This is a genomic window from Nocardiopsis metallicus (assembly GCF_014201115.1).
GTDB classification, from domain to species: Bacteria; Actinomycetota; Actinomycetes; order Streptosporangiales; family Streptosporangiaceae; genus Nocardiopsis; species Nocardiopsis metallicus.
On sequence record NZ_JACHDO010000001.1, the window covers coordinates 3,845,415 to 3,870,290 of the forward strand.

General features: G+C 66.6%; 23 protein-coding genes. 17 read left to right on the forward strand and 6 right to left on the reverse strand.

Annotated features, from left to right (window positions below; all coding sequences use genetic code 11):
- The first annotated feature begins 11 nt into the window (after nucleotides 1-11).
- Complete coding sequence (gene cutA, locus HNR07_RS16705; RefSeq protein WP_184365784.1) at nucleotides 12-341, forward strand: divalent-cation tolerance protein CutA; 330 nt, start codon at nucleotides 12-14, stop codon at nucleotides 339-341.
- Here cutA and HNR07_RS16710 read toward each other — a convergent pair.
- The 4 genes from HNR07_RS16710 to HNR07_RS16725 all read right to left on the reverse strand — a co-directional run bounded on the left by HNR07_RS16710 (nucleotide 338) and on the right by HNR07_RS16725 (nucleotide 2,518).
- Nucleotides 338-544: a hypothetical protein gene (locus HNR07_RS16710; protein WP_184365785.1), complete on the reverse strand. Its 207-nt coding sequence runs from the start codon at nucleotides 542-544 to the stop codon at nucleotides 338-340. The genes cutA and HNR07_RS16710 overlap by 4 nt on opposite strands.
- Before the next feature lie 128 nt (nucleotides 545-672).
- The gene (locus tag HNR07_RS16715; RefSeq protein ID WP_184365786.1) at nucleotides 673-1,230 is read right to left on the reverse strand and encodes a hypothetical protein; all 558 of its coding nucleotides are present in this window, start codon (nucleotides 1,228-1,230) and stop codon (nucleotides 673-675) included.
- Nucleotides 1,231-1,532: 302 nt separating this feature from the next.
- Nucleotides 1,533-1,712: a DUF397 domain-containing protein gene (locus HNR07_RS16720; RefSeq protein ID WP_184365787.1), complete on the reverse strand. Its 180-nt coding sequence runs from the start codon at nucleotides 1,710-1,712 to the stop codon at nucleotides 1,533-1,535.
- Nucleotides 1,709-2,518, reverse strand: a complete 810-nt coding sequence (locus HNR07_RS16725; RefSeq protein ID WP_184365788.1) for a helix-turn-helix domain-containing protein — start codon at nucleotides 2,516-2,518, stop codon at nucleotides 1,709-1,711. The genes HNR07_RS16720 and HNR07_RS16725 overlap by 4 nt, the downstream gene beginning before the upstream one ends.
- 370 nt (nucleotides 2,519-2,888) lie before the next feature.
- Between HNR07_RS16725 and HNR07_RS16730 the strand changes: the two genes are divergently transcribed.
- The 15 genes from HNR07_RS16730 to HNR07_RS16800 all read left to right on the forward strand — a co-directional run bounded on the left by HNR07_RS16730 (nucleotide 2,889) and on the right by HNR07_RS16800 (nucleotide 16,342).
- Nucleotides 2,889-3,311, forward strand: coding sequence for an ATP-binding protein (locus HNR07_RS16730; protein ID WP_184365789.1), 423 nt, complete (start codon nucleotides 2,889-2,891; stop codon nucleotides 3,309-3,311).
- Nucleotides 3,308-3,727 (forward strand): hypothetical protein, encoded by a 420-nt coding sequence (locus tag HNR07_RS16735; RefSeq protein WP_184365790.1) that lies wholly within the window; start codon nucleotides 3,308-3,310, stop codon nucleotides 3,725-3,727. Before HNR07_RS16730 ends, HNR07_RS16735 begins: the two co-directional genes overlap by 4 nt.
- Complete coding sequence (locus HNR07_RS16740; protein WP_184365791.1) at nucleotides 3,724-3,951, forward strand: hypothetical protein; 228 nt, start codon at nucleotides 3,724-3,726, stop codon at nucleotides 3,949-3,951. The genes HNR07_RS16735 and HNR07_RS16740 overlap by 4 nt, the downstream gene beginning before the upstream one ends.
- Before the next feature lie 199 nt (nucleotides 3,952-4,150).
- Nucleotides 4,151-5,349 (forward strand): IS3 family transposase gene (locus HNR07_RS16745; RefSeq protein ID WP_184371482.1). Its coding sequence is split into 2 segments (ribosomal slippage): nucleotides 4,151-4,394 and nucleotides 4,394-5,349, totalling 1,200 coding nucleotides; the frame shifts between segments, so codons are not numbered across the junction.
- A 73-nt stretch (nucleotides 5,350-5,422) separates the two neighbouring features.
- Nucleotides 5,423-6,079: a hypothetical protein gene (locus HNR07_RS16750; RefSeq protein ID WP_184365792.1), complete on the forward strand. Its 657-nt coding sequence runs from the start codon at nucleotides 5,423-5,425 to the stop codon at nucleotides 6,077-6,079.
- A 31-nt stretch (nucleotides 6,080-6,110) separates the two neighbouring features.
- Nucleotides 6,111-6,920: a DUF6879 family protein gene (locus tag HNR07_RS16755; RefSeq protein ID WP_184365793.1), complete on the forward strand. Its 810-nt coding sequence runs from the start codon at nucleotides 6,111-6,113 to the stop codon at nucleotides 6,918-6,920.
- Nucleotides 6,921-6,985: 65 nt separating this feature from the next.
- Nucleotides 6,986-7,597: an ATP-binding protein gene (locus tag HNR07_RS16760; protein ID WP_184365794.1), complete on the forward strand. Its 612-nt coding sequence runs from the start codon at nucleotides 6,986-6,988 to the stop codon at nucleotides 7,595-7,597.
- 310 nt (nucleotides 7,598-7,907) lie between these two features.
- On the forward strand, nucleotides 7,908-8,102 hold the full coding sequence (locus HNR07_RS16765; protein ID WP_184365795.1) for a hypothetical protein: 195 nt from the start codon (nucleotides 7,908-7,910) through the stop codon (nucleotides 8,100-8,102).
- Nucleotides 8,086-8,622: a DUF6879 family protein gene (locus tag HNR07_RS16770; protein ID WP_184365796.1), complete on the forward strand. Its 537-nt coding sequence runs from the start codon at nucleotides 8,086-8,088 to the stop codon at nucleotides 8,620-8,622. Before HNR07_RS16765 ends, HNR07_RS16770 begins: the two co-directional genes overlap by 17 nt.
- Nucleotides 8,612-9,484, forward strand: a complete 873-nt coding sequence (locus tag HNR07_RS16775; RefSeq protein WP_184365797.1) for a helix-turn-helix domain-containing protein — start codon at nucleotides 8,612-8,614, stop codon at nucleotides 9,482-9,484. The genes HNR07_RS16770 and HNR07_RS16775 overlap by 11 nt, the downstream gene beginning before the upstream one ends.
- Nucleotides 9,485-9,578: 94 nt before the next feature.
- On the forward strand, nucleotides 9,579-9,740 hold the full coding sequence (locus HNR07_RS16780; protein WP_184365798.1) for an FxLD family lanthipeptide: 162 nt from the start codon (nucleotides 9,579-9,581) through the stop codon (nucleotides 9,738-9,740).
- A 66-nt stretch (nucleotides 9,741-9,806) separates the two neighbouring features.
- On the forward strand, nucleotides 9,807-11,978 hold the full coding sequence (locus HNR07_RS16785) for a lantibiotic dehydratase family protein (protein ID WP_184365799.1): 2,172 nt from the start codon (nucleotides 9,807-9,809) through the stop codon (nucleotides 11,976-11,978).
- Entirely contained in the window at nucleotides 11,975-13,228 is a 1,254-nt protein-coding gene (locus HNR07_RS16790) for a lanthionine synthetase C family protein (RefSeq protein ID WP_184365800.1), read from the forward strand. The genes HNR07_RS16785 and HNR07_RS16790 overlap by 4 nt, the downstream gene beginning before the upstream one ends.
- Nucleotides 13,221-15,239, forward strand: a complete 2,019-nt coding sequence (gene fxlM / locus HNR07_RS16795) for a methyltransferase, FxLD system (protein WP_184365801.1) — start codon at nucleotides 13,221-13,223, stop codon at nucleotides 15,237-15,239. The genes HNR07_RS16790 and fxlM overlap by 8 nt, the downstream gene beginning before the upstream one ends.
- Nucleotides 15,236-16,342, forward strand: coding sequence for a hypothetical protein (locus tag HNR07_RS16800; RefSeq protein WP_184365802.1), 1,107 nt, complete (start codon nucleotides 15,236-15,238; stop codon nucleotides 16,340-16,342). The genes fxlM and HNR07_RS16800 overlap by 4 nt, the downstream gene beginning before the upstream one ends.
- A gap of 134 nt (nucleotides 16,343-16,476) precedes the next feature.
- Here HNR07_RS16800 and HNR07_RS16805 read toward each other — a convergent pair whose 3' ends face one another.
- Nucleotides 16,477-19,860, reverse strand: coding sequence for a helicase-related protein (locus HNR07_RS16805; RefSeq protein WP_221318848.1), 3,384 nt, complete (start codon nucleotides 19,858-19,860; stop codon nucleotides 16,477-16,479).
- Complete coding sequence (locus HNR07_RS34425; RefSeq protein WP_221318849.1) at nucleotides 19,857-23,807, reverse strand: Eco57I restriction-modification methylase domain-containing protein; 3,951 nt, start codon at nucleotides 23,805-23,807, stop codon at nucleotides 19,857-19,859. The genes HNR07_RS16805 and HNR07_RS34425 overlap by 4 nt, the downstream gene beginning before the upstream one ends.
- A gap of 443 nt (nucleotides 23,808-24,250) precedes the next feature.
- On the opposite strand from HNR07_RS34425, the gene HNR07_RS16810 reads away from it, so the two are divergent.
- A complete protein-coding gene (locus HNR07_RS16810; protein WP_184365804.1) occupies nucleotides 24,251-24,868 on the forward strand; it encodes a hypothetical protein in 618 nt (205 codons plus the stop codon).
- The last annotated feature ends 8 nt before the right edge of the window (nucleotides 24,869-24,876 follow it).

The following is a 24,876-nucleotide window of genomic DNA, read 5'->3' on the forward strand; positions in this document are numbered from 1 at the left end:
AGGGCCCCTCCATGACCGACTACCTTCAGGTGTCCACGGCGACCGAAACCCGCGAGCAGGCGCTGGAACTGGCCAAGTCCGTGGTAGCTGCCAAGCTCGCGGCCGGGGCGCAGATCGTCGGCCCGGTCACGTCGGTGTTCTGGCACCTGGGCGAGTTCGGAACAGGTGAGGAGTGGCAGCTTCTGCTGAAAGCGCGCGCGGACCAGTACCCGCAGATCCAGGCGCACCTGATCGGACACCATCCGTGGACGAACCCGGAGGTCGTCGCGACCGCGATCGTGGAAGGCTCCCCGGATTACCTGCGCTGGGTCGGCTCCACCACAGCCCCTGAGACCATCTAACGGGTGCGGGCTAGCTCCAGCGCGTCGGCGACCTCGGGCAAAGCGCGGTGGTGGGCAAGTTTGCCGAGCACCAGAGCAAGTCGCTGGCGTGGACGCACCGACGCCACATCCACGGAAAGGACCAACACCCGGGCGGCACTCGCCGCTGCCTGCTCGATCTCCCCAGCAGCGACGTAGGCCGAGGCCAGCCAGGTCGTATACAAGGCCTTGTCGCAGGCGTGCGCGTCATCGAACCCGGCCAGTGCTTGCTCCAGGAAGGGAACGGCGCGCAGTGGCCGGCCGAGTTCGGCCCAGCACCGCCCGGCACACCGGCTCGACCGCGCCCTACCAGTCAGTCCCTCGCATCGCTACCCAGGCAGGCATAGATCTCCATGTGCTCCATGATCGCGTCGCGGTCTTCGCCGGACACGTGGCCGTGGTCCCATCGGTCCCAGACGAGGAGGAAGTGGCAGTAGCGCCGCGTCTCGTCCTCGTCACGGCGCCCCACGAGTTCTTCATGGGCCCTTGCCTGGGCCACATTGTCGAACTCATAGATGTGAACGTGTCGAGTTTCAATCCACTCGATGCAGTCCACGACCCATGTCCCGACGTTGAGCTGATTCGTCCCGCAGACATCAGACTTATCTGTATAAGTGCGTATCGGGAAGTCGGCAGCGAGATCGTTCGCGACATCGAGTGCACTGGCCAAGACAGGAATTTCTTCGTCAGAAGTGGCCTGAGCCGGGGCTGTCGCGCCCTGGGCATCATTCTCGGAAGCAACTAGGCCGTCGTCGGAACCGGACAGGCCCTGAGAGAGCAAGCCGATAGCTATGAGCGCCGTGACAAGCGCGGGGATCACGAAGATCGGGTGGAGAAGCCGAGCACGGATCGCATAGCCTCTGTCGCTCATGCAGGCACCGTTCCAGATGGGAATGTGGCGGTCACTACGACGGTAGCCGCAGCACAGGCCCCTTGCTGAACCCGAGGAGGCCGACTCAGTCAGTCACACGGTTGACTTGGCCTGACACTCAAGGCCGTGAAGACAAGGGGCGGGATCCGGTGTCAACAGGACCGTGATCCGCTGGTAGGCCATGCTCTGGTTCTCGCTTCCTCCTGAACACCTGTCGGCTTCAGCGTGGCCAAGATCCAGGCTCAAGGCCCATAAGCCCGTCCCCGCCCAACGCACTTCGGCGGAGACGGGCTGCTTTCGCGCTATGCGCCGCGCACTGCCGCCACCAGGGCCGCCCACTCAGGGGCAGGGGCGTCCAGGTGGCCCAGCTCGCGGTTCTGCGTGTCGCGGACCGCGGCTCCCTGGTCGGTGGCGCGAGCCTCGACGCAGTTGCCGCCTTCACCGTTGCTGTAGCTGGACTTCTTCCAACCTTCGGTCATCATGTGATACTGCCTCGAATCTCTTCCATCCGTGACCGTGATGCGGCCACCGGCAACGCCGAACTTCGCAGGTCCGCGAACGTCCGCTCGTAGCTTGCCACGATCTCGGGTTCCCTGAGGGTCATGCCCGTCTTCTGGCTCTCGACGTAGGCAACAGGGCTGCTGTCGGGGGCGGTACTCAGCCTAAACGACCCGTTCAGACCAACGTGATCCTCGGTCGCCTCAGGGATGACCTGGACGGTGATACGGGGGCGATGGCTCAGCTTCACCAAGTGGTCGATCTGGGCTGGCATGACGTGGGGGTTGGAGAACCGGCGCAGGAGAACTGACTCGTCTAGCAGCACAACCATCATGGGCGGGTGCTCTCGGTCGAGGATCTGCTGCCGGAAGAGTCGCGCTTGCACTATTTGGTCGATCCTCGCAGGTTGATCGTAGGGGGACGCGAGTTGGCTGATCGCGCGAGCGTACTGTTCCACCTGCACTAGGCCCGGCACGAGACCGAGGGCGTACTCGCGAATCTCGATGGCCACCTGCTCGTCCTCGGCAACTTCGCGGAAGTACCCGATCATGCCCGTCGGGGAGAACATCGCGTCCCAGGAGTTCAGCAGCACCCCGTTGGTGTTCAAGGCAGCATCGATTTGTTCTATATGAGACCTCCGTGTCCCTTTCTTTCCTGACTCCAGATCGCTGATCGTGCTCTGCGCGATCGCAGCGGCCCGAGCGAGCTCCTTCTGCGTCATGCCTGATAGGCCACGGTATTTCAGGAGCAGCTTACCGAAACGCTGCCGAGAGGAATCGCTTGATCCCACGCCTCACCACCAATATCGCCGAACTATCAGTTCGTATCGCTTCACATACGAACACAAACGTTCTTTGCGATGAATATAGACCAGGCTTCAGGAGTAATGGAAGAGTCGATTTCAAGCACCTCAGAGCTCCCTGATCTGGCCAGATAAGGGAGCTGCTGGGTGGGGCGGCCGCCCCACAACCACGGGCTTGACCGTGGGGCGAGCGGCTGCAGGTATGCCCCGCCCTCAATCGGATGCGAGCAGACGTCAGCCCACCCCGGCTGGGAGCCAAAGGCGGGCCAACCCCGAAACAGCAAAAGCTCCGGGGACCGAAGTAGAGAGCGGCCACCGGAGCTGTCACCCCACCCCGACGTAACCGAGGTGAAGACGCATGCAGTGTATCGCCCCCAAACCCGCACACACCAGGCCCGAACGACAAGCCCGCCACAGCTTCCCAGGCCTACCCCACCAGGTCGGTGAAGCTCGCCGCTGGGCCCTGAAGACCCTCACCTCCTGGGGTCAGGAGGCCCCCGAGCAGTTCCCCCTGGTGGTCACCGAGCTCGCCACGAACGCGCTCGACCACACCCACAGCGGAGGAGCAGGTGGCCAATTCACCCTCCGCCTGGCGCTGCACGCCGGTCACATCCGCATCACCGTCCGCGACGCCGGCCCCCGTCAGGGACGCACCCCCACCCGGCGCACCCCGAACCTGTCCGCGCAGCACGGCCGCGGCCTCACCCTGGTGGACGCCCTGACCCGCGCGTGGGGGCCGTTGAAGATCGGTACCGGTGTCTGGGCGGAGGTGCCCCGGTGAGCGGCCTGCTGTTCTCGATGGTGCCGCTGGCCCAGGCCATGCCCCGGCCCACACCCCGTGCCCATGCCGTGATGGCCGCGATGGAAAGCACCCTGCTCGATATCGGCTACACGCCCCATGTCCGGGTTGGAGAGTGGTCGATCGATGCCCGCCTCTACCAGGACCGCCACTGGGAACAGGGCCAGCCCATCGGCCATCACCCCCAACGCGCGGTGGCGTTGCGCCTGCACCAGCACCGCCCCGATCAGTTGTGGTGGCTGGTCGAGTACCCCGCCCGCACCCCCACCGAGTGGCAGTTGCCGTCCTCAGCGCAGAGTCTGCGCCGCCTGGCCTTCCTCGGAGACGCTTCCCGGCCGGTGCACGCCCAGGACCTCGGGATCGTGGATCACCTCACCGGCCGACCAAAGCGCCGATGAGCCGCCGCATCGACCACCGTTGGCGAATCGCCACGCGGCGGCAACGCTTCGTGGATCTGCGATGGAAGGCCGCAAGCACCGGGTGCGGGTTCGTCCTGACCCGCCAACCCCGCCTGCTCGGGGCGATCTACATGCTGCTCCCGCTGCGCGGACCAGCCGAACTCTTCTACTGCCTGGACGAGGTCGAGCACTACCTGAACCAGCGCACCCGCCCGGCCTCCTGAACCGGTGGGCCGACGACGCACCCCTTGAGGGGGTTTCCGACGGTCCACCACGCCCGGGGCCTGCCCGGCTCAAGCAGGCCCCGGGCCCCAACACCTAGAAAGCCCCGCATGCTCTCCACCACACACACCCTGATCTTGCTTCGGTTCGGTGGACAGGTGTCCGCTTTCGGATACTTTGTCATTGAACGAGGAGATTGAAGTGCCCAAGACCCGCCCTGCGTACCCGCCGGAGTACCGCGATCAGATCATCGCGCTGGCCCGCTCCGGCCGTAGCCCCGAGGACCTGGCAGCTGAGTTCGAACCCTCGGCCCAGACGATCCGCACCTGGATCAATCAGGCCAAGATCGACTCCGGCCAGGCAGAGGGCACCACCAGCGATGACAAGGCCGAACTGGCCCGCCTTCGCCGAGAGAACGCCCAGCTGCGCGAAGAGCGCGAGATCCTGCGCAAGGCCACGGCTTTCTTCGTCCGGGAGACCAGTCGGTGATGTTCCGGCTGATCGACGAAGAAAAGACACGCCACTCCGTCTCCCTGATGTCCCGGCTGCTCGGCGTATCGCGGCAGGGCTACTACAAACACCACCACCGAATCCAGGACGGCCCCACGGCCAAGGAACGCTCCGACGCTGACCTGTCCGAGCGCATCCAGGGCCACCACGAGCGCTCCCGCGGCACCTACGGCTCCCCCAGGCTCCAGGCCGACCTGGCCGAGCTCGACGGCATCCGCGCTGGACGCAACCGCATCACCCGGCTGATGCGCCGCCAGGGCCTGGTCGGGGTCCACCGCCGCACCGGCCGCAAAAGCCTGACCTCCCAGGACCGGATGGCCACAGCCCCACCGGATCTGGTCGGTCGTGACTTCACCGCCCATGCCCCCAACACCAAGTGGAGCGCGGACATCACCTACGTGCCCACCGACCAGGGGTGGGTGTACCTGGCGGTGGTGATGGACCTGTTCTCGCGCCGCATCGTGGGCTGGGCGATGGCCCCTCACATGCGCGCCGATCTGGTCTGCGACGCGCTGGCCATGGCGGTGACCGCCCGCCGTCCCGGTCCGGGGCTGATCCATCACTCGGACAAGGGATCGCAATACACCAGTCTGGCCTTTGGTCGCCGCTGCGAAGAGGCAGGGATCGCTCCCTCGACGGGGCGGACGGGGTCGTGTTACGACAACGCCGTCACCGAGAGCTTCTTCGCGTCGTTGGAGACCGAGTTGATCGACCGCACCCGTTTCGCCACCAGGGCGGATGCGGAGCGGGAGGTGTTCTCCTATATCGAGGGGTTCTACAACCCCTGGCGGCGGCATTCGGCCAATGGTCAGCTCAGCCCGGCTGAGTATGAACGTCGCCACACCGAAGTTGCTCAAGACAGGCTTGCGGCGCTGTCTCAGGCCGCGTAAAACCCCAGCTCACAGGTGTCTACCGAACTGAAGCAACATCACCCCTCACCCCCGCGAACTCGGACCTTTCCCGGTGTTCGCGGTGTTCGCGGGCATGGTCATGGCCCTATTCGCCCTGACCCTGGCCACCCCCACCGTGCTCGCCCACTCCACCACCTGGCCAACCGCCCTGCTCTGGGCCGGGCCATGGGCCACCATCGTCCTGATGTTGGCGTTGCTGTCCTGGTGGGTGGCCCGCCGCACCGGTGTGGGGGTCCGTGACGGGTACGGCATCGTCCCCCGCTGGGTGCGCTCGCCCCGCCACCTGGTCCGTACCGAGCACGCCCTGGACGCGGCCATCCTCGGCGGCTTGGCCCTGGCCGTCTACCTGATCCTCTACGCCTTCATCTGGCTGGCAGGCCCCGGCCCTGCGGCCGGTGGGTGGTTGCCGGTGGTGCTGTTCACCCAGACCGCCACCGCCATCATCAGCGAACTCGTCCTGCTGGGGACCCTCGCCGCACTGCTGACCACCACCCAGATGAGCACACAAACCTTCGTGCTGATCTCCATGGGCGGCCGGATCGTGATCGCTGAACCCCACTTGACCGCGATCGTGGCCACCGGAGTGAGCGGTCTACTCATCGCAGCCCTGTACGTGGGGTTTCGCCGGTTGACCCCCATCCTCGTCGGCCATGTCACCGCCACCACCGTGGTCGCCCTGACCGGCACCTGGGTTTCCTCCCTGACCTGACCCCTCCGACTTGGAAAGGCCTCCTGGGTTCATGGCACCCGCCACCTACACCTACGAGCAGCGCGCCCGTATCCTCACCGACCCCGGCCGGTATGTGTCCACCGCCGATGCCCGCACCCTGACCGGGCACACCCAGCCCACACTCGCCCGGCTGGTCGACGAAGGAAAGCTCATCGCACGCCGCGTGGGCCGCAAGTCCCTCACCTTCCAGACCGCGCCCCTCCTCGGCTACTGCCGCAAGCAGCACCCGGTCCTGACCCTGTTCGACCTGCTGGCCACCACCACGGGCGAACCGGTCACAGAGGAGGAGCTGGCCTCCGAACTCGACCGGGCCAGCTCCGGGACCTGGTGGACCCTGGCCCGCCGCGACCACGCACCTCCGGACTGGACGAGCTGGCAGCACTGGTACCGAGGCGACACTCTCCACGCCCGAACCATGTTGTTCGAGCAGCGTCCCGGGTGGGGGCAGCTGATCAAGGAACACCGCGCCCGCGGCCTCACTCGCCGCACCTTGTGGCTACCCGCCCAACCGTTGGGCCGGGCCAGGCAGTACTGCCTGGCCCGCTACCAGCACGTGACCGCTGCTGGAGGCACGGTGGATGTCCTTCCCGTCTGGAAGCTCCACCACCTGGAGCACCAGCAGATGGTTCCCGACCTCGAAGTCACATCCGGCGCTGTCTATTTGCGCCGCTACACCCGGGTGGGCTCACGCAACGGAGCCCTGCGGATCACCGGTACCGAGCTGGTCACCGCGACCACCGCGTTCCTGGGATGGGCGGCCCGCCAGCACTCCACCCCGCTGGCCGACTTCGCCCGCTGGCGCAACCAGGGGGCCGCGTGAAGGGCCCCCGCCACCCCGACGACGCTTCAAGGCCAGCGCTCCCCTTCACGCCTTTCACGGCACAGGTGGAGAACGTCGATGGCGGCAAGATCGTCCAGGCCTACGAGGCCGGGAACATCACCGTGGTCAACACCTATGCGCGGCCCCGCCCGATCCAGATTCCCGCAATGTCCGCTCCCCCGCCGTACTCGGGGCTGGGCTTGGACACCCTCCTGCGGGAAGCACCCGTCGACCAGACCCGGGTCATCGTCCTGCACGGCCCACCCGGGGCAGGCAAAACCCGGATCGCCGCGCACCTGCTCCACCAACACCTCGACCGCTACACCGAGGGCATCCTGTTCGCCGACCTTCAGGGGTCGAACCCTGAAGGGCCCACCGACCCTAACGAGGTCCTCGACCGCTTCCTGCGCGCGATCCACGTCGGTGCGGACGCCATTCCCGCGGACTTCAGTGCCCGAGCTGCTGCCTGGCGTTCCTATACCTACGGGCGCGAGGTCGCGGTGCTGGCCGACGACGCCGTGTCCGCCGCGCAGGTGCACGCCCTCACCCCGGGCCGGGGCCCGTCCGTGGTGATCGTGACAGCGCGCACCCCTTTGCTGTCGCTGCGGCTGGACGGGGCCGACCACATCGAGGTTCATCATCCCCACACCCGACCGGGTCCGGGCACGGCCTCGTGACCTCATCACCCCCACAGCCCAGGGCCGGTGCCCAGATCTCGAAGGCAACGTAGCGAAAACGGGCTCCTACCAGTCGCTCCTGCATTCTCCCCGTGCAGAAACGCAGCGCCCCGACCCCGGTATCACCACGGCACGTGATCATGAGCGAGGTGTCCAACGCGGTCTGACCTGTGCGAGTGCGGCACCTACCTCCGAACCCCACCAAGGCCTGGCTTTTATTCTCGGGCGTGAATATCTTCAGCAATCTTGACCACCACCTCCGAAATCTCTACCGTGAATTCCGGATTATGCTGGAAGGAAAGGCTATTTCGTGGCACTTCAGAAGCTTTCTGGCGACTGCAACCGAAACGACTGCCCCGGTGTCTACACGAGCGGCGACGGATCCGTCATCGTGCAGGGCCCCCTACTGACCACCACCGAAGGGCTGACCTTCTCCGAAGGCGAGGTCGCTGTGCGCATCCCCGCCCACCTGATCGAGGAGGCCGCCCGTGCGCTTGGAAGGTGAGGCCTGGCAGGAGTTCTTCCACTCCTTCCAACGGGAGGCGTTCCGGCTCGAAACCCTGCCCGGCTACACCGTGCCCGAGGAAGAGGACGAGCTACGCCAGTTCCTGGCCGGGGTGACCCGCCCGCCCCAGGAGCTGCACACCGACACCTACCTGATCAAGGTCCGCGAACACATCGAGGCCGGCCGCAGGATGCGCCGGGTGCACACCCTCACCAGTCCGCTCAACGACCACCTGAGGTTCCAGTTCGAGTGGGGCTATGCCTTCAGTGCCGCGGCGGGCGAGGAGGTCCACATCCTCGACTTCGCCACCACCCCTGACCCCGGGCTGCCCCAACAGGATTTCTGGCTCTTCGACGACGAGCACGTGGTGCTGATGCACTACGCTGCCGACGGCACCCAGACCGGCCGGGAACTCCTGGAGAACGCAGACCCTGCCCCCTACGTCCGGTACAAGGACCTGGCCCTGGAACACGCCGTCCCTTTCCCCGAGTACTACAAGGCCGCACCGCTTGACCCTTGAGCCCGAACACGCCGACCGGCAGCGCGGCGAACTGGCCGACGCACTGCGTCGCCTGCGCCGCGCTGCCGGTCTGACCGGTGCCAGCCTGGCCGCTCGTACCGGGATGAGCCAGGCCAAGGTCAGCAAGATCGAGAACAACCGCATCCGCCCCTCCGTGGTGGATGTCGAGCGCATCCTCACCGCACTCGGGGTCTCCACCACCGGCGAGGACGGTACCCGCCTACTCGAGTTGGCCCGGGTCGCCAACTCCGACTACCAGGGGTTCCGCACGGCCCTGCAGCGAGGGCTGGGCGAACTCCAGCGGGACCTGTCCGCGATCGAGAGCGCCGCCTCCACAGTGCGTTTCTTCCTACCGTGCATGATCACCGGGCTGCTCCAGACCCCCGAATACGCACGCCAGACTCTGACGCACCCGCTGGTGAACCGCGGCGCAGAGTGGCAGTCAGCCCTGGCACGGCGTCTGGAGCGCCAGCAGATCCTCTACCGCCCCGGAAAACAGTTCGTGTTCGTGCTGACCGAGGCCGCGTTGCGCTGGCCGCTGTGTCCGCCCGCGGTCATGGCCCTGCAGATGGACCGGATCGCCTCCCTCAGCGAACTCGCGGGGGTCGATATCCGCATCGTTCCGGCCCACCCTGCGGTGCCCAGCGGCCCGCTCAACGGCTTCACACTCTACGACGACCGTCTGGTCACCGTGGAGGTGTTCACCGGGGAACTCGCCCTGCGCGATCCCAAGGACATCTCCTACAGCCGTGAGATCTTCGACTTCTTCCACGAGCACGCCCTTTCAGGCGAAAAGTGCCGCTCTTTCCTCGGTGAACTCGCCCGAGAGTTCCGTTCCAGAGCACAAGCGGACATTCCGTAGGGCGAATTTATTCGCACCCGAGAAAGCCCTTCAGCTGGCCCACCAGGGTCCCTAGTGTTTCCCGTGCACCCACCCCCTTATGGCAAAGGAGCCCATGTTGCAGGCTGCACCGGAAACCCGGCAGGAGACCTCCTCCCCCTTCACCCTGGACATCCGCCTGATCGAGAACAGCGACACCACACCGCTGATCAACCTCACCGACGACGGGTGCGGATCCAGCTGCCCCAGCGCCTGCACCACCAGCACGGCGGACTGACCGGACTCTGTTGTTGGCGGGCGGGCCTGGTCACGGCCTGCCCGCCATCGGAGGAAAGCGGAAATCATGACTGCGATGACACCGGGCTGGCAGGTGATCGGCCAACCTCACGTGCGCACGTGCGCTCTCCGCCTCGCCACCCCCGGCGCCCCGGACCTGACAGGCACGGATACCGCCACCTGGAGGCATTGGGCTCGCCAGGTGTGGGCCGAGCCCGCGGTGGCCGAAGCGATCACGCACGCCTCCCCCGCCCTGGCTGCAGGCGTCGCATCGCTGTGCTCCCAAGAACCAGCAGACGTGTCGGTCAAGCGCGCCCGCAAGACCACGGCGGCCCTGCTGCGGTACCTCCTGCGTATCCGCCACCGGGCCACACCCTTCGGACTCTTCGCCGGGGTAGCGCCGGCCGAGTTCACCGAGTCGGCCTCCGCCGAGTTCGGAACCAATCATCAGCGCCTCGCCCGCGTCAACGGAGCCTGGATGGCCCAGGTCCTTGGGAAGCTGGTATCGCTGCCCCAGGTGCGCGAACGCCTCCATCTGGCAGCGAACAACACCGTCACCGAGCAGGACGGTGCGTTCACCGTGGCACAGTTCGCCCGTTCGGGACCCGACACCGACCCGGGAGAGGTACGGATCGGCGCGACCCCTCCAGTCCGGCTCGTCCTGGACAAAGCCCGTACTCCGACCAGCTGGAATGCCCTGGTCCAAGCGCTCATCAGCAACCACCCCGGCGGATCACCCGACCAAGCCGAAGACATGCTCGCCCGTCTGCTGAGCCTGCGGGCCCTGCACCCCCACGTGTGCGCTCCCCTGACAGCCCAAGACCCGCTCCAACACCTGTTGAGTGCCCTCACCCGGCTGGGCGGCCACACCCTGCCCCAGGCCCGCCCCTGGGTCTCTCGACTCGAGCAGGTGCACTCCTTGATCCGCTCCCACAACCGAGGCGGAGCCGATCCGAACCTGCTGCGCAAAGCACAACAGGCCGTTGACGAGTTCTCACCGGGCCCTCCCTTGGGAGTGGACGTGCGCGTGGACGCCAGCATCACGCTCCCCTGCTCGGTGGCGCGCTCGGCCGAACAGGCCGCGCACCTACTCGGTGTGCTCTCACCCCACCCGGAAGGCCTTCCCGCCTGGCAGGGTTACCGGGAACGCTTCACCGGCCGCTACGGGGACCGGCTCGTGCCCCTGGCCGAAATCCTCGACCCCCAAGGGCTGGGGCTGCCTCCCGCTCACAGCGCCCCCGTTCAGGCTGCGGGCGGGGAGCGGGTGGGGCTGCGCGAGCGGTGGTTGCTCAAACGAGCCCAGGCGGCGGCGTTGGAGGGTGAGCGAGAGGTCCTCGTGGACGAGCTCGTACGCGAGTTGGCCGCCTCCCGCGCGGTGCGCCCACCGGAGCACACCGAGCTGAACCTGCGTATCGAATCACCCTCGATCACAGCGTTGGAGAGCGGCCGCTTCCGTCTGGCGGTTCTGGGCGCCTCGCGTGCCATGGCCACCATGGTCGGGCGTTTCACCGCCCTGACCAGCACCACCTCCGGCTGGGCGAGCCTGCTCTCGCACAGCATGGGCGCTGTGCCGGTGCAGCTGTCCTTTCCGCCGGTACGAGCGGCGAGCGCCCATGTCGCCCACGCCCCGCAACTGGCAGAACACCTCCTGCACATCGGCGAATACCCGGGGAGCAGCAACGGCTCCTTGGCGGTGGAGGACCTTGCGGTCGGCGACGACGGCCGCGAACTGTTCCTGTGGTCCCACACCCTGGACGCCCGTGTCGAGCCGTTCGTGCCCCATGCGCTGAACCTGCGCTACGCCCCGCCCCTGGCCCGGTTCCTGGCCGAGCTTCCCCGGGCCAACAGGACCGTGCTCACCGGTTTCGACTGGGGCACCGCCTCCGTGCTGCCGTTCCTGCCCCGCCTGCGCTGGGGCAACCTCGTCCTCGCCGACGCCCGCTGGCGCATCACCGCCACCGAACTCCCCCCTCCCAGCGCGGCTTGGCCGCACTGGCACCAGGCCTGGAGCTCCTGGGCGCGGCAGCGTCGCCTTCCCGAGGCGGTTGAGCTGGGTGCGGGTGACCAAAGGCTCCGCCTGGACTTGTCCGAGCCCGGGTGCCTGTTCCTGTTGCGCACCCACCTGAACAAGGAAGACAGCGCCGTGCTCACCCAAGCCCCCTCCCCCACCACCTCGGGGTGGTGCCGCGGCCGGCCGGTCGAAGTGGTCCTGCAACTGCGCCGAGAAACGTCAGCATGAAAGCGGCGTGCACCACCAGCAGGGCGAGCGTGGTGGCCGCCCGGGTCGCCGACCTGCTCGCCACCCCCGAGCAGGCACGCGCCTGGGCCGGAGAGCGTTGGTGGCCCCAGTCCCTGGCCCAAGGCGCGGCCGGGGTCGCGCTGTTGCACATCGAACGCACCCGCACCGAAGATGGCCCGTGGTCAAGGGCTCAGGCGTGGTTGGAGTGCGCCGTGGCCCAAGGGGTGGACGCCTCCCCCGCGGCGCACCTGTTCTACGGGGCGCCCGCGCTCGCCTACGTCCTGCACCGGGCACAGAGTGTTCGCCCGGAGTTCGGGCCCCAGCTCGCCCGGCTCGACGTTGCCGTGGACCGGATCATCACCGCCCGCCTGGAGCACGCACAGGAACGCCTAGCGGCCGGGGTGCGTCCGGTGTTGGCGGAGTTCGACACCATCCGAGGCCTGACCGGGCTCGGCGCCCTGCTCCTGGCCCGCGACGAACACCACCCGCACCTGCCCGAGGTGGTCTCCTACCTGGCGGCCCTGACCGAACCCCTCACAGTGGATAGCGAGGAGGCACCAGGTTGGTGGGCCCGCGTTGGCCCCGGTGGAAAAGAGGATCCGCGCTTCCCGGCGGGGCACGCCAACACCGGCATGGCGCACGGCATCTGCGGACCGCTCGCGCTCCTCGCCCTGGCGCTGCAACGCGGTATCGCGGCCCAGGAGTGCGCCGAGGCGATGGGCCGCATTCTGGACTGGCTCGACACCTGGCAGCAGGGCGACGCAGACCAGGTCTGGTGGCCTTACTGGATCACCCGCGCCCAGCGCTCCGGGGCGGAGAAAGTGGTGGGCCCTCAGCGGCCGTCCTGGTGCTACGGAGCAGGCGGGGTCGCCCACGCCCAGCTACTCGCTGCCAGGGCATTGGGGGACGCGGCCAGGGCAGAGCGGTGCCGGGCTGTGCTCCACCGGGTGTTCACCACCGCTGCGGTCTCGCCGGTGGTCAACGATGCCTCGCTGTGCCATGGATATGCGGGCTTGGCACTGCTGGCTCACACCACCGGCACAGGACGCCCGGAAGACCTGCTGGCCCCGGCAGTGGGCGGCGGCGACGCGCACACGCTCGCGACCGAGCTGATCTCCACCGGCGGCATCGGCCTCTTGGAAGGCGCGGCCGGAACCGCACTGGCCCTGCACACCCTGACCGGCCCTGCCCCTGAGGCCGGGTGGGCGGGGTTCTTGCTGTGCGCCCCCACAGGAGGCACTCGTGGTTGAACAGCAGGCGCAGGTCTTGATCACCTGGTCGGACTGGGAGAGCGCCGAAGAGGCAGCGGTGCGCCTGTACCGGGCGTTGGAGGGCTCTGCGGCGCTGGGCCCGTGGTGGTTTATCCGCAAGCGCCCGCACTGGCGGCTGCGCTATAGCGCGGGGCCCGGGGCCGTCGCTCTTCTCGATACCGAGCTCGCAAGGCTCCGCTCTGGCGGTGCCGTATCCGAGTGGGTGTACTCCGTCTACGAACCGGAGGTTCACGCCTTCGGAGGCCGGGCGAGCATGGATCTGGCCCACCACCTGTTCCAGGCCGACAGCCGCCACACCCTGGCCTACCTGGACCGCCTCCACACGACCCCTGATCGGGAGTTGGGGCGGCGCGAACTCTCCCTGCTGCTGGGGTCCGCTCTGCTGCGCGGGGCGGGCCTGGACTGGTTCGAACAGGGGGACGTGTGGGCACGTGTGGCCGAGCTGCGCCCCTCCACCTCACTCTTCACCTCCGACGACCGGCTCCGCACCCAGGTGCACACCCTCATGCGCGCCGTCCCCGAGGGTTTGGGCACGACAGAACCACTGGGAGTGCTCGCCCCGTGGGCAGAAGCCTTCACCACGACTGGCCGAGCACTGGCGGACCTGTCCAACCGAGGGCTCCTGGCCCGAGGGCTCAGAGCCGTGCTCGCCCACCACCTGATCTTCGCCTTCAACCGGTGGGGCCTGCCCTACCGCGACCAGCACATCCTGACCACAACCGCGAAAGAAGTCGTCATGACCGACACCACCCACACCACCACGTCTGCGGCCGACGCCGACCGGCTCCGAGAAGAACTCGTCGAACAACTGCGCCAGAGCGGCCAGATCCGAACCGAGGCGGTAGCCGACGCGTTCGGATCGGTCCCCCGGCACGCCTTCGTCCCCAACGCCAGCTTGGAAGAGGCCTACGCCAACGCCCCCGTGCACATCAAGCACGACGAGAACGGCGCCTCGATCAGCTGCGGCTCCCAGCCCGGTGTGGTGGCGATGATGCTCGAACAGGCCGCCCTGGAACCCGGCATGCGCGTGCTCGAACTCGGCGCCGGCACCGGGTTCAACGCCGCACTCCTGGGACACCTGGTCGGACCGGCCGGATCGGTGACCACCATCGACGTCGACACCGACCTGGTCGAGGGAGCCCGGGCCCGGTTGAAGGAGAACGACAGCACCAACGTGCAGGTCCTCCGGGGAGACGGAGCACTCGGCCACCCCGAGGGCGGGCCCTTCGACCGGATCATCGCCACGGTCGGCTCACACGACGTCCCCCGCGCCTGGGTGGACCAGCTCGCCCCGGGCGGGAGGCTCATCGCACCGGTGCGCATCGCCGGGGACGTCTCCCGCTCCATCGTCTTCGAAGCCGACGGCGACCACTGGTCGAGCACCGACAGCCAGCTGTGCACGTTCATGCCGCTGCGCGGAGGTGGGATCGGCGACGACCCCCGCACCGTCCTGGCCCTGGACACCGACGCCACCGTGCTGCTCCAGACCAACCAGGACCAGGCCATCGAAGGCGCCCAGGTCCACGAGGTACTGGCCGAGCCTTCCCGCACCGTGTGGTCGGGGGTGACGTTCAGCAAGGGACAGCCGCTGGACCCGATGTGGCTGTGGCTGGCCACCCACCTGCCCAACCGCCTCTCGCGCATGCCCGTCACCCGGCCTGCTGTGGACAGCGGCCTGGTCTCCCCCGGTCTGCCCTGGGGCGACATGGTCGGGGTGCCCGTGGTCGAGCGCGGCCTGGCCTACCTCACCCTGCGCGCCGTGGAGAACCAGCCGGGCCGTCACGAGCTCGGCGTCATCGGACACGCCAAAGCCGGATACGTGCTCGCGGAGCAGATGGCCGAACAGATCACCGCGTGGGAACCGCACCGCGACGAGCCGCTGCACTTCACACTGCACTACAGCTCGGTGGCTGCTGGAGAGACTGAGACGCGGCGCATCATGGCACGGGACCGCTCTTCCCTGGTGGTCGCCTGGGGCGATTCCGCGTGAACCTCGAGCGGTGGTTCCCTCTCGTGCCGCGGCCACGTCCACCCGGCCACCGGCTCACCGACCGGGTCGACACGATCGCCCAGGACGCTGCTCTGGCCCGTGAGGGGACCGGGCAAGAGGCGCTGGACGCAGCATCGCGTGTCTACAACGGGGCCGCTCTGATCGCCTCCGACACCGGACAACAGGAGCTGGCCCGCACCTGGTGCTGGAAGCACGCCGAGCACTACCTCGCCCACCTTCCGTTAAGCGGCACGATGGCCCAACGTGCCTTGGAACCCGTGGTGAACCTGGCCCGGCTGCGGATCCGCGCAGGCGATGGTGGACAAGCCTTCGCAATGCTCGCTGCTCTTCACGAAGGAGTGCGTACAGGGCAGGCGATCGTGCTCGACGGTCGAACGCTGCCCTTGGACCGCATCACCGCGACCAAGTCTGATCACGATGAACTGCACCAGTGGGTGTGGACGATCCTACTCGGTGACGGGCTCCGCGCCCTGACCTCAGCAGGCCGGTGGGACGAAGCCGCAGAGCAGGCTCAACGGCACGGCGGAGTCGGGGATCGGCTCTTCGACGGGCGCCAGACCGTAGTCATCGCCCACCTGCTGTCGGGCCGCGCTGAGCATGCGTTGGCGCTCATCGAGCGCTCGACCGTACAAGAGCCGTGGGAACAGGCGCTCCGAGCGGTCCTGAACCTGTGGTGTCGAACGGAACTCTCGGATCAGACCTCGCTCGAAGTTGACGATCTTCGCGGGAGCGTCAGCAAGGCATTCGATGTGAGCCGACCTCTGTTCTCCGCAAGGCTCGGGCTGGCAGCGCTACACCTGCTTCACCGTGTGGGAGCAGAAACAGCAGATCTCACCAGCTCAGTGGCCGAGGTCGTTCTACGTACCGAGGACGGCTACGCCGCCCGAGACCTGCTCAACTCATGGGAGACCACAGACACTCAGAAGCAAGACCTGTCAAGGGTGCTTCGCGCGTCCGGCCTCGCCGAGCCCGAGCTGCTCGGATGCCTTCACCAACGACTGACGAAAGCGGTCACGACGGCCAGCGGCAGACTCGACTCGGCCTTCCCTGCAACAACCACCACAGCCCATCGATCCGAGTAGTACAGAACTTTCGTCATCAGGTCGGCCTCCACATCCGTTATCGGTTATGGAGGCCGACTATAAGAAGGCCGCGATACGCCGCGGCAGAGACTGGAACCCGGCTTGCGCGGAAGCTGCCAGTTCCTGCTGCTGGTCTACCCCGCGGGGGTGATGGCGATCCAGCAAATGAGGTGGATGTCTTCTTTATCAGCCGGTGGCAGTGGCTGCACCCTCGGCGGGGGCGTCAGGCCGTTGGACTCGGCGAACGTGTACAGGGCCCGCACCTTCTCCTTATCAGTCGTGTGCTGGTCGACCAGGATCCACCGGACTTCTCGCTGGATGCGAGGCGCATAGGGAGCGTTGAGGCGCCGGTCCAGTTCTTCCTGCTTCTCCAGGAAGGATCCGTGGGCCCTGACGAGTGCTGATGCGTCGCGCATTGCCTTGGGCACCTGCGGGGACAGGTTCAGCGGGTCGGTCTGCCTCTTCCACTGGGTGAGGATGTCCTCCTGTGCCGCTTCCCATGCGTCGAAGGCCGCTTGATACGTCTGCTCGTCCAGAGCCGGTTCAGTGGTCGCACTCGGCGGTGTGGCCTGGGCCAGGCAGGACAGGACGTCGTTGACGACTGTGGCCCCTTCCACACCGGGATTCACCTGGACGGTGAGGTCATTGTTCATCGGCACGTAGCGCAGCCACGGCTTGGGGTGGTCGCCGATGCGGGCGCAGAAGACGAACCCCGGATCCGCGCCTGGGCGCTGGAACCCCGAACCCGACCCCCAGGGCAGGCTCAGAACTGTGTCCTTGACCTGGGAGTTCTGGAACTCGTTGGCGAGTTGGCGCCGGTACTCCTCACCCGACAGGGAGGAGTTGCCCTCATCGGAAAACAGGATCGATTCTTCTCGGCGCAGGCGATCGATCTGTTCCCGGGTATCGGTGATGACGCGTTCCACTGCTGCCACGTCGGGCAGAACCGTGTCTTGCCCGATAGACGCGGCAGCCTGCTTGAGCTTGCGCTGGAGACGCTCCTCCAGGCGCAGGACCGCGTCCAGGCCCTGATCGGGGAAGAAGCACCGCATGAACACCTCGGTATGGGGCGATCCGATGCGGTCGATACGGCCGTGGCGTTGGACCAAGCGCATGGGGTTCCACGGCAGGTCGTAGTTGATGATGTGGCGCGCCTGCTGGAGGTTGACACCTTCGGCGAGGGTGTCGGTCGCCACGATGATGTCGTAACGGTTCTCCTCGGTTCCGGTACCCGCGGTCATGGGGGCGAACCCGGCGATGGCGTCACCTCGGTTGGCCTTGTCACTGCCCTTCACCAGGACGACCCGATCGCTGTAGGCGGCCAAGCGCTGGTCGAGGGTGATCGCATGTCGAACAGCCCGGTCGAGGTAGTCGGCGGTGTCGGAGAAGTAGGTGAAGATGAGAACCTTGCGCTTATCGCGGATGTCGTCCTCACCGATGCCCTCCTCTGCAGCCTCCCGGGCGATGGCCGCGAGCTGGTCGATGAGTTCGGCGACCTTGGGATCGTTGTGGAAGTCGACTGTCTGGACCTTCGTGCGGAACTCCTGCAAGAGCGCCAGGTCGGCTTCGACAGCTTCCTTCAGCCGATCGACGTCGTAGCCAGCGGAGCTGGAGACATTTTCCCGGGAGTCGACCGCGTCCAGGAACTCCTCGATGTCCTCTCCAGAGAAGTCATCCCACTCGTTGAGGGCCTTACCGGTCAGCACCATCCCTGACTCCAGCGCTTCCAGGAACAGCACATGGGAGTCGACCATCTTGCCCACGGTCTTCTCGAAAGCCTGTGCAGAGGACTCGAAGCGCTTGAGGAGGTTGGACCTCAGCAATCCGGCGTTCTGAGCTTCGTACTGCTCCGCCGCCCCCGTCTTCTTAAACCGCGAGGGGACGTAGCGGGCCATGGTGAGCACCGCCCCCAGACGCTCGAGGATGACCCCGGTGAGTGTGCCGTCGACGGTGTCAGTGTCCTGGTGGGTATCGGCACCCAGTGCCGTAGCCAGTTCCTCGAAGATGCCCGGGAGCAGCGAGTCCAGGTTGTAGTCGATGCGCTGCACACGGCACGTGGGAAAGCTGATTTCCCGCTTCCTACCGTTGATGACCACCTCGTCGCCCACGTAGTGGTTCTTGACGAAGCGCCGGGTACGGCGGACGGCTACCTCATCCAAAACGTCGAAGAGGTGCTCGGGGGACAGATCGTCGGGATGTAGCGCCGAGGCCCGGTTGAAGTAGGCGCGCAGGCTGGGAATACCCACGTCCGCGAACTCGGCATCGTTGGTGGCGAAGTAGCTGATGAGGTTGTGGAGGTCGTCCAGGCTGTTGTTGACCGGGGTAGCCGTCAACTCCACCAGGTCCTTAGCCACCGACCCCGCCAGCAGTCTCCGCACGGCTGCTGCTCGCTTGGTGCTGTCGTTGCGCAAGGCGTGCGCTTCGTCGACCACGACCATTGCGTACTGGTCGGGGTCCTGGAGCGCGGAGTTGTGGGAACCGGCGTCCTCAATGTGGGCAACGAGTTCTTCGAAGGACACGCACTCGACCGCAGCGAGGTTGTGTTCGCGCAGGAACGGTCGCCAGGTCGCGTCCCGCAGAGTGGCCGGCGCGATGATCAATACCTTCTGGCGGCGTTCGAAGACCGCCTCGTGGATCAGTTCCCCGGCCAGGAAGGTCTTGCCCAGACCGACCTCGTCGGCGATCAGGACACCGCGGCGCCTTTGCAGGATCCTTTTGGCCCGCCACACGCCATCGGCCTGAAAACGTGTCAGGCCCAGACGCGAGTCGCCGTGGGTGTCCTCCTCCAGGTCGGCTCCGTAGAGTTCGTGCAGCATGCGCAGGAACACGTGCCAGGGCTGGTGCGGCTGCCACCGCGCCTCGTACAGGGCCGCAAGGTCGTAGGGGGCGGCGGCTTCCCACTGCTGATCAAACCAGTCCAGGACCTGTCCGACCACGTGTGGCTGGTAGTGGCCCAGGTTCAGCTCGTTGTTGCGGGCCAGACCGGCGTAGGTGAAGTTGCTGGACCCGGCGATCACGCCGGTCGTGTCGGTCTCCACGAGGAACGCTTTACCGTGTAGGAATCCCTGCTCGTAGCGCCGCACCTGCACATTGGGGTGTTCGCGCAGCCAGGCGACCAGGCGCCGCTCCCGGGCGTCGGTCTCGCGGGTGAAACCCATCAGATCCCGGTCCTGGTGCAGGGAGCGTTGGTGGCCTTCCAGTGCCCGGCGCACTTCGGGGGCAGGTGCGGAACTGCGGCCTCGGCGCTTCTTCGGGCCGCGGTTGAGCGGCCGTACCTGGGGCTGTTCCTGGGCGGGTTCAGCGCCTAGGAGCAGGCGCACCTGGCCGACCTGCTCCAGCTCCTGGGCGAGGAGGGCGAACCCGCCCGGGTTGAAGTAGGCCGTGGCGATGGCCAGGTCCGGCGGTTGCACCAGCCGGGTGCGTAGCCCTCCCAGGAGGGTGTTGATCGCGCTGGCGACCGTCTCCCCCTCCTGCGGGGTGTTGGTGGCGAATTCGGGCCTGTAGGTGTGGGGGGTCACTGCGGGGTTCCCTTGCCGAGGTTCAAGGCGGTGCGAAGTTCGGGCGAGAGCCCGGTGGTGCTGAAGTCCTGCGCGATGACCTCCAGGTCGTGTTGCTGGAGGCCGAAGCCGCGCAGGGTGAGGCGTTCGAGCTCGGCCAGGAGTTCCACGCTGTCGGTGCCCTGGTGCCGGTCGGTGACGTCGATGCCTCCGGCCAGGCGGGTGCTGCCTCCGCGGCTGAGAAGGGAACCGGTGATCGCGGCGGCGGTGGCGATGCTGTCGCTGTCCCATGCGGGGAGCCGGAGCTGGTTGATGATGGGCGAGGTGACGTGCCGGTCCACGAAGCGCCGCGCCCACCAGTCCATCGTCAGCGTGTTCACCAGGCCCACCAACGCGAGCCGGGAGGTGGGGGACGAGGTGATGTCGTGCATGATGGCGTGCACGGAACCCTTGTTGTGCAGGTATCCCGTTTCGGGCAGTGCGGTGGCGATGAGGGTGCGGCTGTCGTCACTGCGGCTGGGGTGACGGAAGATCAACAACGGGTGCCCCGCCCCCAGAGTGAAAGCGCCCTCGGTCAGGGCCACACCGCGTTTGAGTTCGGAGAGCGGGCGTAGGTCGGTGACGAACTGTTTGTGCGGTTCATCGTCGAAGGTGAACGCGTCCACGTGCCGGGTCATCAGCACCTTCCAAGCACCTGAGGCGTCTTGGGGCGTGACGAGCCGTTTGTCGGGGCCACTTCCGCGGAAGTCCCAGCGTGCGTCGTGCGAGGCGCGGATCCACCCCTGCCCGGAGGAGATCCGGGGTAGGACCCGCATGATGTCGAAGACCCTGCGGTCCTCTGGCTCGTTGAACCAGGGGACGACGTTTGCGTCCGACAGGGTTCCCAACTCGTCGGTAGTAAAAGAGATGCTGCGGCCTGCGGCGACGGCGGCGACTTCCTCAGGGCTACGGGCGACACCGACTTCGATGGTGCGGTTCCTACGCGGACCGACCGAGAGCAGAATCACCGCGTAGGAGGCATGGACCTCCTCGAAGATCCACTCTCCGTGGTTGCGCCCCTGGATGATGCGCAGGTCGTGGGAGCCCACCAGGTGGCCGCGTAGCTTCTTCCAACCCGCCAGCACCATGCTCTGGCGCGGCAGTACCAACCCCAGATGCCCCGTGCGGGACAGCGACCGCAGGGCCCGTTCCAGCATGAGCTGTGCCAGCTCCAGATGGGTGCCGCCGCGCAGTGTGTACGCCTTCTTGAACAGGTCTTGGAGGGTCTCCCGCTCCCCCCGTTCCTGTTCTTCCCGCTCTGCCTCCATGGGGCGCTCAGCCCGTAGTTCCTCGATCTTCTTCTCACGCGCTTTGTCGGTCAGCGCCATCAAACCCGGAGAGACGCCCACCCAGTACGGGGCCGCCTCCCACCGGACCTTCTCCCATGGCGGGTTGCCCAGGACGACATCGAAGCCCCCCTCAGGGCGGAGGAAGACCTCGGGGAACTGGTACAGCAGATGCGTGGCGCGAACTGCGGCAACAGCCTCGCGCGTCTCCTCGCTTCTACCCCTGGCTATGGCCTGTTCCGGGTCCATGGGCAGTGGGACTGCCCCCATCTGTACCGCCACGGCTGCATCGAGCAGTGCCTTGGCGTCCTCGGCTTCCTCTAGGGCCTGGGCGTGAGCCTCGCGGGCCGCGTGCACCTCTTGCTTGGTCGCCTCAGCCGTCCTGCCAACACGTAGCAGTCGGGCCCGCGCTTTTTCCAGGGTGGTCTCGATCTGTTCAGCGAAGAAGCTGACTTGGCCCGGGGATCTGTTCGCGTCCAGCACGTCCAGGACCTGTTCGATGGTGGCCATCCCGGTGAGGCTGTTCCCGGCAACGAGGCCGTGGTCCAGTGCCGACATGGGCAGACCGGGCACGAAGGTGTGGATCCAGATACCCAGGCGGGCCAGCTCCACCGCCATCGTGTTCAGGTCCAGCCCGTAGATGCAGCGCCGGGCGATCTGCCTGCGCAGCAGCATGGACGTCTCGATCTCCACCTGGTCAGCCTGGTCCCCCAGGGCCTCGCGGGCGACCTGGGCGAGCCGCTCCAGTTCCTCCGTCACTGCGGGCAGCCGGTGCTCGGTGAGGAAGGCTGCCAACCGGCGCTCGATCCGGTCGATGGCCGCGACGAGGAAGTGGCCCGAGCCCATCGCGAGGTCCGCGACCCGGAAGTCGAAGAACGCCTCGGCGGCTTTGGCCTCTTCGCCCTGGTCGATCAGCGCGTGAAGCCGGTCCAGGTGCTGGGTGAGCGCCGGTTCCAGGGACGTGTCCAGTAGGTGCTCGACAGCGAAGGACTTGGTGAAGTAGGAACCGGTTGCTTTGCGCTTGCCGGAGGCGTTGTGGAAGTAGACGCGACCGGCTGGGACCTCGATCTTTTGGCCGGCCTTGGCCGGGACGAAGGACTTGTCCTTGGACAGGGTCAGGTCGGTGGGGGCGATGCTCAGCGAGGACTCCAGCAGGCCCTCGTAGATCGTGCCGAACTCCCGCACTGACAGGCTACGGAAATCAACCGGTCCGAATACCCCGTCGTCGGAGGTGTCCACCAGGAGCGCTCGCAGTGCCGGGCCGATCTCGGCGTTGGTGAGCTGCATCTGACTAATCTCGCGACCGGAAGGATGATGCTCGTCATCGGCGAACAGGCCGCCGTTGTAGGCGGGCACGTCCCACTCGTCGTTGCCGTCGTTGATGGCGCGCCAAACCGCCAACAGGTCGTTCCACAGGTCCGTCGCGTGAGCGTCGAACTCCTCACCTGGGGAATCGACGAACTCCCGCGCCAGGGTCTTCAATGCCTTGCGCGTGTAGCGGGGATTGCCCGGGTAGGGCAGGAGACCACGGTCCTCCGCGTAGGCCACGAAAAGGAGCCTGAACAGGATGATCAGGGTTCTGTGGTAGGCCTCCCCGAGTTCATTCTCGCTTTCGGCGCCCATGTGGGAGGCAACAGCGACGGCCAGTGCGGGCACGGCTTCGGTGTAGATGCGCTCGCGCAGCCGCGCTCCCAGAGCGGCCACATGGTTGGCGGAGGCCTGCAGGATGTCATCGACGCTGCCCGAGGGTGACAGGGCGTCGGCGTGAAAGAGGAGGGGGAGGTAGGTGGCGGATTCCTCGTCCAGTAGGGCGAGGTCAAGTTCGACGTAGGTCTCGGTCTGGCCTTTGCGTCCCACCCCTACCTGGGGTTTGGCCGAGTACAACCGCAGCTGGGTTCCACGCAGAAGCAACAGCCATGGAAGTTCCTGCTGCTGGGCCATGCTCAGCCCGTGGAGCACCGGGGATTCGGCATTCAGGCGTGACGAGGGCCGGTCGAAGTGCTCGCTGTCCTCGACCAAGACGGCGACCGCACGGCGCGGCCCGTCCTTGGCGCTGAGAAGGTAACCCGTGGATCGGTAAGGGGAAGCCTCGTAGCCGAGGGCGTCGAGCAACCCCGTCCCACGGTGCGCCACCAAGGACTGGGCCAGGGTCTTCTGCTCCTGCCAGTCGGGGCGCTGAGGTACCCCTGTGCGTAGCTCGTGAGAGGCGAACAGGCCCGTGTTCGTGAGCCCGGGGATCTGATTCTCTACTGGGTCCGAGAGCAGCTTCTGGAAGAAGCGCTCGCCCTCGGGGACGGTGGGTGAGTCGAAGGCGGCGATGCCCACCCGTTCTACCTGCCCGATATCGAAGTCGAATACGACGTCGGCGTCCTCGCGTAGACCGCAGACCGCGGCCCGGTTGCCGTGGGCGGATTCGTACTGAACTACCAGGGCCACGGGGGCTGCACGCATGGCCCAGCGGGCTTTCCACAGTCGCCGTATGTCTTCGGCCTTGGGCTTGGCCTGGGCGTGGGCGAGGACGACCTCGAGCGCGTCAGGCTGGTCTCCGACCAGCACGGTGTCGACGTGCAGAGTTTTCGGGGCATCCGAGGGTGCTTCCCAGTGGATGTCCATCGCGTTCGCGTTGTCCAGCAAGTCATCCACAGAAGCACCTCTAGCTCTCGTCCCGTTCGCCAGCTCAATCTTGCCGTATAAGGGCGCTTTCACGCAGGGCGCAGGGTTTACGGCGACTCTGATATTGGTGCAGCGCGTGTGGGCCTTCGCCTCGGCTGAGGGGAAGCCGACTGCTAGCCACCACAGTGTGAGAGCATCCGGGCGAGGTGAGGTGCCACTCGATCCCTCCAGGTCCGCAGCCACGGGATCACCAACTCCGCGCTGGTTCCTATCCTTGAGTTTCTCAGTTTCCTGGACCGTCCTGAACGGGGCAGGCGAACTCTCGGAAGGACAGGTGGGGCATGACCTCGACTCCTGCAGGACACCGGCCAGGACTGCACCCTGCCCTCTCCAGACGCCAGGGGTTCGCCCTGATTGAGGAGTCATCCTCCGTATGCAACTTGATGCGCAACTCAATTCAGGCGATCCAGGACATGCGCAACGTGGACCTCGATGGAGATGCAGTCTTCACACTCGGCAGCATCGGCGTTGAGAAGGCGATGAAGGTCATGCTCGGGTGCGCGGAAGTGGAGAATACAGGCGCTTGGCCCACAAGGAAGGTTCTCAAGAATTGGGGCCATGACATTGAGGAGCTGAACTCTCGCGTCCTGACGGCGATCGACGAGGGTGTGGAGGACACGGCTGCCCCCGGGTACTCGGCTCGCCTCGCAGGACATGTCAAGGAGAGCACGCTCCTCCCCCTCGTCTTCGCTGCCTTCGCCCGGTACGGGAAGTCAGGGCGTTTCCACCACTTGGACATCCTCGCGACCGACAAGCCCGGCGAACACGATAAGCCCTCCGAGTACTGGGATCGAGTAGAAATGCACGTCCGGGAGTCTCAACCCGAGTTCCGCGAGGTCCCGTACAGTGACAACGCCGCGTTCGAGGCCTATGTAAAGAGGCTCCGCGACTCCATCGCGGGTGAGCTGGACGCATGGTGGTTCTGCCTCCACAGGCTCGGAGTCCAAGGATGCTTCGGCGAGCTCGGGAAGAAGGTCGGTTGGCAGATCTGGGAGTTCGGCCGGCCAACACCGACCTTGGTCAGGGTCTAGGTATTCGG